Below are 6,852 nucleotides of genomic sequence, written 5' to 3' on the forward strand. Positions count from 1 at the left end.
AGATAATGTTAGATACTCAGAAAAAGGAAAAATTGATAGGAGAACACAGAGTTCACGATAAAGATACTGGATCACCAGAAGTCCAGATTGCCCTGTTGAGTGAGCGGATAAATTATCTCACGGAGCATTTTAAGGTACATAAAAAGGACCATCATTCACGCCGTGGGTTAATGAGACTCGTAGGCCAAAGAAGGCGATTGTTGGATTACCTGAAAAGAAAAGATACTGATCGGTATCGAAGTATCATTGGTAAACTTGGTATAAGAAAATGAGGCTATTTAGTTGAGTCCATTATTAAAGGATTTGGGTCTGATCTCAAATCCGTAAAGGAGATATGATTGGAAATGATAGAAAGAGTCAGTGTAGATGTAAATGGAAGGCCCCTCTCTATTGAGACAGGAAAATTAGCAAAGCAAGCAAATGGATCGGTGCTTGTAACGTATGGGGAGACAGTAGTATTGGTAACTGTTGTAGCAGACAAAAAGATTAGGGAGGGAGTTGATTTTCTGCCATTAACAGTGGACTATCAAGAGATGAATTATGCCGCTGGCAAAATCCCTGGTGGTTTCTTCAAACGTGAAGGCCGTTCCAGTGAAAAGGAAATACTTACTTCAAGATTTATCGACAGACCTATACGGCCTCTCTTTCCAGATGGATATTTTTATGAAACTCAGATTATTGCGACGGTCTTATCCGCAGATCAAGAAAATGAATCAGATACACTGGCAATGATTGGTGCTTCTGCTGCTTTGGAGATTTCTGATATCCCCTTTACAGGTCCGTTGGCAGGGGTAAGGATAGGCAGGATTGATGGTGAGCTTATATGTAATCCAACAAATTCACAGCTAAAGAACAGTGACCTTGATCTTCTCGTATCGGGGACACGGGATGCAGTAGTTATGGTGGAAGGTGGAGCGAATATCCTTCCCGAGGATGTGATGCTGGATGCTATATGGTATGCGCACGAATCCATGCAGCCAATCCTGACAATTCAGGAAGAACTGAAAAGAATTGTAGGAAAACCGAAGAGGGAGATTACAGTAAAGGTAATAGAACCTGAATTCAAAGAGAAGGTTGAGAATTTGGCTCATGAAAAGCTCACTAAGGCGATAAGAATACCTGCGAAGCTTGAAAGATACAAGATGTTTGATGAGGTCAAACAACAGATCATAGAGGAACTCTTGCCAGCGCACGAAGGAAGAGAAGAAGAAATAAAAGAACTTATTGAGAAGTTAAAGAAGAAACTGGTACGAGAAATGTATATATCGGAGAAAAAACGAATCGATGGCAGAGGCTTTAATGATATAAGGCCCATTACCTGTGAGGTGGGAGTCTTACCGCGAACCCATGGTTCTGCTTTGTTCACCAGGGGTGAAACGCAGGTAATGGCAGCTACAACTCTTGGGACAGCATCAGATGAAAAGAAGATAGAATCCATTTTTGGAGACAGCTACAAGTCTTTCATGCTGCATTATAATTTTCCGCCTTTTTCCGTAGGAGAGGTTAAGTTCTTGAGGGGCCCCGGCAGAAGAGAGATTGGACATGGCGCTTTAGCTGAGAGGGCAATTGTCAGGGTATTGCCTTCCAATGAGGATTTTCCATATACAATTAGACTTGTTTCTGATGTTTTAGAATCAAATGGTTCTTCTTCTATGGCTACCGTATGTGGAGGAATACTTTCCCTGATGGACGCTGGAGTTCCCATAAAAACCCATGTGGCGGGGATAGCCATGGGTTTGATGAAAGAAAATGAAGATGTTATTGTATTGTCAGATATCCTGGGAGATGAAGACCATATAGGTGATATGGACTTTAAAGTTACTGGTACTGAGGATGGTGTTACCGCCCTTCAGATGGATATAAAGATTAAAGGGGTTACTAAAGATATACTCGAAAAGGCTCTTTATCAAGCTAAAGAGGGCCGACTCTATATATTAGATAAGATGAAAGCCACAATTTCTAAGCCCAGAGAGTCTTTATCCATCTATGCCCCAAGGATTATTACTATGGAGATTAATCCAGATAAGATTCGAGATGTAATTGGTCCTGGTGGAAAGGTTATCAGAAATATAGTTGAGAAAACAGGAGCAAAGATAGACATTGATGACTCAGGTAAGATAAATATAGCATCAGCCGATAGCAGAGCTGGTGATAAGGCAATTGAGATGATTAAAGAGATATGTCAAGAGGTTCAGGTGGAAGAGATTTATATGGGAAAAGTTAAGAAAATCATGAACTTTGGGGCATTTGTTGAGATTCTTCCTGGAGTTGATGGTTTGGTCCATATATCTCAGTTGTCAACAGAGCGGGTCAAGGATGTAAGGGATGTGCTTAAGGAGGGTGATGAGGTTTTAGTTAAAGTTTTAGGTATCGATGAGGCCGGAAGGATCAAACTCAGTCGCAAAGAAGCGTTAGGAATGACTCGTAAAGAGTAATGGATTGAAAGGTTCTTTGAATTAGAAAACAGGACAAGATGTATCAAAAGACTACCTTAGACAATGGGATTAGGATAGTAACTGAAGATGTACCGTACGTTAATTCCGTTTCTATTGGTGTTTGGGTTGTCCTTGGGTCCCGCGACGAAAAGAGGAATGAGAATGGCATATCCCATTTTATTGAACATATGCTCTTTAAAGGGACCAAAAATAGGACAGCAATGCAGATTGCAAAAGAGATAGACTCTGTTGGTGGCATATTAAATGCCTGTACCAGTAAGGAATATACGAGTTTTTATGCAAAAGTATTGACTAAAGACCTTCCTCTTGCCATAGACCTCCTCTCCGATATCCTTCTTAAATCCACCTTTGATCCTAAAGAGATTGATAAAGAAAGACAGGTAATACTTCAGGAAATCTGTATGGTAGAAGATACTCCAGATGAGTATATCCAGGAACTATTTAACAGGGTATTTTTTCGTGAACATCCCTTGGGTTATCCAGTCATTGGAGAGCCAGAGACAGTTGGCACTATAGATAGGGACAGGATGATCAATTTTTTCAAAGAGTATTATACCTCCAACAGAATAATCATCGCAGTTTGCGGGAATGTTAAGCATGACGAAGTTGTTAGGATGATCGAGGATGACTTTGGTAGCCTACCGAAAAAGGATGGATATACAGCCAAAGATTTACCAAATCCAATTTCTCAAGTCTTGATTCAAGAAAAAGAACTTGAACAAATTCATATCTGTCTTGGAAGCAAAGGGCCTTCACAAACTCATCCACTGAGATATGCAAGCTATATTCTGAATGCTGTGCTGGGTGGAGGGATGAGTTCACGTTTATTCCAAGAAATAAGGGAAAAAAGAGGGTTAGTTTATTCAGTGTATTCTTATATGTCAGCATATTTTGATACGGGGCTGTTCACAATATACGCTGGTACCGATGGAGATGCCTTAAGGAAGGTGATTAAATTGGTTATAAAGGAACTTAAGGGGCTTAAAATCAATGCCCTGAAAAAAAGGCAACTACAAATGGCAAAAGAACAACTTAAAGGAAATCTGATACTAGCGTGTGAAAATATTGATAACAGGATGAGCAGGCTTGCCAAGAGTGAGATATATTTCGGGAAGTTTATTACCGTAGATGAGATAATCAATGGTATTGAAAAGGTGACTTCAGAGGAGATTACCCACTTGGCAGAGGAGATCTTTAATAAGGACTACCTCTCACTGGCCGTTCTTGGGCATATGAAAGAAAAGGATTTTACAAACGACCTATTGGAGGTTTGACGGGTTACTTTCCGCTTAATTCTACCCCGAACTATCGTTTGAAGATAAATGTGTCTAAATATATTCGTGAAACAACCTTTCTGCGTTTTTATAAAATATTTTCTCGTAAAATGAATAGTCCATCCCCCGTTCTAACCACCCTAAGACACTATTTCGGTAATCATAAGGGATATTCGGAAAATCACTCCCAAACAGGATACGGTCCGAAATCTCATAGAGTCTTTCGTTGCTCACAGAGCGCATTTTATCATCAAAGACAGTATTGTTCTTGACGCATATCATCGCACTGTCGAAATAGAGGTTCGGATACTCTTTTGTGAGAGACCACATCGCTTCATACTCGTCAGTACCCATATGGGGAACAACTACCTTCATTTCAGGATACTCTTCCATTAGATGTTCCAAATATTTAACACCCGTATAAGGGCTTTGCAAATTTGTTTCAGGAAAGTAATTTGTATACGTCGGTCCCGTACCTACGTGGATCAACAACACTTTGTCATATTCTATTATTTTATCATAAATGGGTTTCATTCGTTGGTCATATACATAGAAGTCCGTTACCATAAGTTGGAGTTTAATGCCCTCAAAGCCTAATTCACCTAGTATCCGGTCTGTCTCTTCCACCCTGTCTTCATCACCAGGGTGGATTGTTCCGAAAGGGATAGCTATGCCTTTCAATTGAGGAGACGAACAGAAGGAATATGTCCAGTCATTCATTGAACGAGCGACGCCACGTTTGTGGGCATAATTGAGCGTTAAAAAGTGTTTGACCTTAAAGTCTGATACCAGTTTAAAAGCGAGATTTTCAGCCGTGTCTTTAAGGTAAATCGGCCAATAGTAATCCTCGAAGTACTTCCAAATAGAATCTAATAAATTTCGAGGGAAAAAATGCACATGGACATCGAAATATTGAAAATCGTCATATTGTATCATTTTTATCTACCGTTATCGGGTTCTCTCCGGTTTAAAAGATAGTTTTAGAAAAGTATCCCTAATAGCGAATTCATAAATTATAAATCTATCTTTTCCAAGACGGCTGCCGCTAAGAGAGGGACCATTATTTCATGGTGTCCGATTAGGGAGTATCCCATGCCAACCCCTAATGTTGGTCTTTTTACCACATTAGTTAAAGGGCGGTAGTGTTGGATAAAGTCCATATTAACAGTGGTAAAGTCCTTTACATTAAAACCGAGATTACGAACCAAGGTCAAAGCTTTCAAGAATACCTCCGGCAATATTACTGAGGAACCTATATTTAAATAGATCCCCTTTTCTATGCTGGATATTATGGAAGAAAATAGACGAAAGTCCAGGTGAGAGCCTTTCCCAATAGCGGCACCGTTGCAAGAGGGATGCATGTGGATTATATCCGTTCCAATGGCTACGTGAACCGTGATAGGCACCCTTAATCTGATGCCAGAAGCCAGGATACTCAAGTTATTATATGGGAGATCAAGTTCCATTAGTTTTTTTCCTACTGACTCTCCAATTCCCCAACCTTTTTCTGCACCCTGAGAAATGGCACCATTTATTACTGTAGCTGTCTCATCTGCCATGCCGAAAGAGCCTTCTCTTAAACCGTTACTCACATCTTCTGAGGTTTTGCCTGTCATAGCAATCTCTGAGTCGTGAATGACCCCAGCTCCATTTAAGGCAATGGAGCTTATTATCCCTTTTTCCATAAGATCTATAATGACAGGGTTTAGCCCAACCTTTATAACATGGGCTCCAAGGGCAAAGACTATTATACTTTGATTCTTATATGCTGCTGTAATTCTAGAAACAACCTCCTTTAAGTCCTTGGCAGCCAGAATATCAGGGAGGCCCTCCATAAATTCGCTGAAACTGCCATGCCTGGCAAAAACCTTCCCGAAATCTTCGGTAATTACCTTGCTTTTTCTCTCTTTTATTGAATAGCTTTTAACCTTGTCCAGTTTTATATATCTAAACTCATTCTTCATTTTATCTCCCCACCGCCATTATATAGATCACCGTTTCTTCTTTTCCATCTAACATTAAAAGCCTGTTTACTTCTTCATCAAATAGGGCGCCTACTGCACAGCAACCAACATTAAGCCCCTCTGCAGCAAGGGTGACATTTTCTCCTATATGACCAGCGTCAAGGTATATATAGCGGTAGGCTCGCTGTCTATACTTCCATTTACAACGATAGGTAACAGCGGTAAAAATAAATACTACACTTGCCAAAGCAAGCATATTCTGCTCTAGCCCCGCCCTTGCTATCTGGGACCCAAAATTTCCCTTTTGCAGTAACTCCAAATAGTGTTTCCTTATATTGTAATGATAAATTCCCTGTTCTATCCTATCCACGTAGTTAACCACCGGGTATGTCTCAATAGGATAAAGGGCACCGGCAGAAGGAGAGGAACGGAGTTGATATGCTCCAATATCGGCAGTTATCCCCTGGGCAGACCAAAGGAGCTGAGAGAGTTCAGAGGTAGATATGGGAGTGCCGTTGAAATCCCTAAAGGATCTGCGTCGGGCTAATATCTCCCATAAGCCTTTACCACCGTCTGTTTCGGGGTTAGGAAGCTGTACATGGAGACAATCAGGGTATTCTTTGTATATATCAGGTTTAAAACCGAAGTCCAGATGTCCACCGGTCATCCGATCTCGATGATATTTGGTGATCTCTTGAAAGAGGTCTCCTATCCTATCCTTCAGGCTATTATCAATTTCAGAATCTTTTTTCATTTGAAAATGCACCTATTTCTGTCATTGCGAACCCGCCAGAGGCGGATAAAGCAATCCCAGCCTTTACAACAGCACACTTAAGTGTGCTGTTGTAAAGGCGCTCGCCTATTGCAAACTCCTCGCAAAGACATTTTCCTTATTCTTTGTGTCTCTTTGAGGCATGTAAGTTTCATTTGATTAATAGGCTTATACCCGATTTGTTTATAAGCATATTAACTTTAAGGTCTGGTAACATATTTTCAAAAAACAGTTAAAAAGTCAAGTCATAACAAAGAGCCTGTCAGAAACAAATAAACTGTCCTGTATTGTAGCACATAATCTGTCCGGTTTACAATGGTCACCAGTGGAGGTGACGTATGGGACGGACAGAGATATTACAGGAGGTTCGGAAGATGCGATTTGAA

6 protein-coding genes are annotated in these 6,852 nt (G+C 40.5%); 3 read left to right on the top strand and 3 right to left on the bottom strand.

Annotated elements, in window-relative coordinates; all coding sequences use genetic code 11:
* Nucleotides 1–5 precede the first annotated feature (5 nt).
* The 3 genes from rpsO (at nt 6) to AB1401_13050 (ending at nt 3,730) form a co-directional block, all read left to right on the top strand.
* Nucleotides 6–272 carry a 30S ribosomal protein S15 gene (gene rpsO, locus AB1401_13040; GenBank protein ID MEW6616373.1) on the top strand — a complete coding sequence of 89 codons (267 nt, stop codon included), beginning with the start codon at nt 6–8 and terminating at the stop codon, nt 270–272.
* A 72-nt stretch (nt 273–344) separates the two neighbouring features.
* Complete coding sequence (gene pnp / locus AB1401_13045; GenBank protein ID MEW6616374.1) at nt 345–2,435, top strand: polyribonucleotide nucleotidyltransferase; 2,091 nt, start codon at nt 345–347, stop codon at nt 2,433–2,435.
* A 38-nt stretch (nt 2,436–2,473) separates the two neighbouring features.
* Complete coding sequence (locus tag AB1401_13050; GenBank protein MEW6616375.1) at nt 2,474–3,730, top strand: pitrilysin family protein; 1,257 nt, start codon at nt 2,474–2,476, stop codon at nt 3,728–3,730.
* A 54-nt stretch (nt 3,731–3,784) separates the two neighbouring features.
* On the opposite strand, the gene AB1401_13055 is transcribed toward AB1401_13050, so the two are convergent.
* The 3 genes from AB1401_13055 to AB1401_13065 all read right to left on the bottom strand — a co-directional run bounded on the left by AB1401_13055 (nt 3,785) and on the right by AB1401_13065 (nt 6,448).
* Nucleotides 3,785–4,666 carry an amidohydrolase family protein gene (locus AB1401_13055; protein MEW6616376.1) on the bottom strand — a complete coding sequence of 294 codons (882 nt, stop codon included), beginning with the start codon at nt 4,664–4,666 and terminating at the stop codon, nt 3,785–3,787.
* 77 nt (nt 4,667–4,743) lie between these two features.
* On the bottom strand, nt 4,744–5,694 hold the full coding sequence (locus AB1401_13060; GenBank protein ID MEW6616377.1) for a hypothetical protein: 951 nt from the start codon (nt 5,692–5,694) through the stop codon (nt 4,744–4,746).
* Nucleotide 5,695: 1 nt separating this feature from the next.
* Nucleotides 5,696–6,448 carry a SagB/ThcOx family dehydrogenase gene (locus tag AB1401_13065; protein ID MEW6616378.1) on the bottom strand — a complete coding sequence of 251 codons (753 nt, stop codon included), beginning with the start codon at nt 6,446–6,448 and terminating at the stop codon, nt 5,696–5,698.
* Nucleotides 6,449–6,852: the final 404 nt, after the last annotated feature.

It is taken from the genome of Thermodesulfobacteriota bacterium, assembly GCA_040757775.1.
Classification (GTDB): Bacteria; Desulfobacterota; UBA8473; order UBA8473; family UBA8473; genus UBA8473.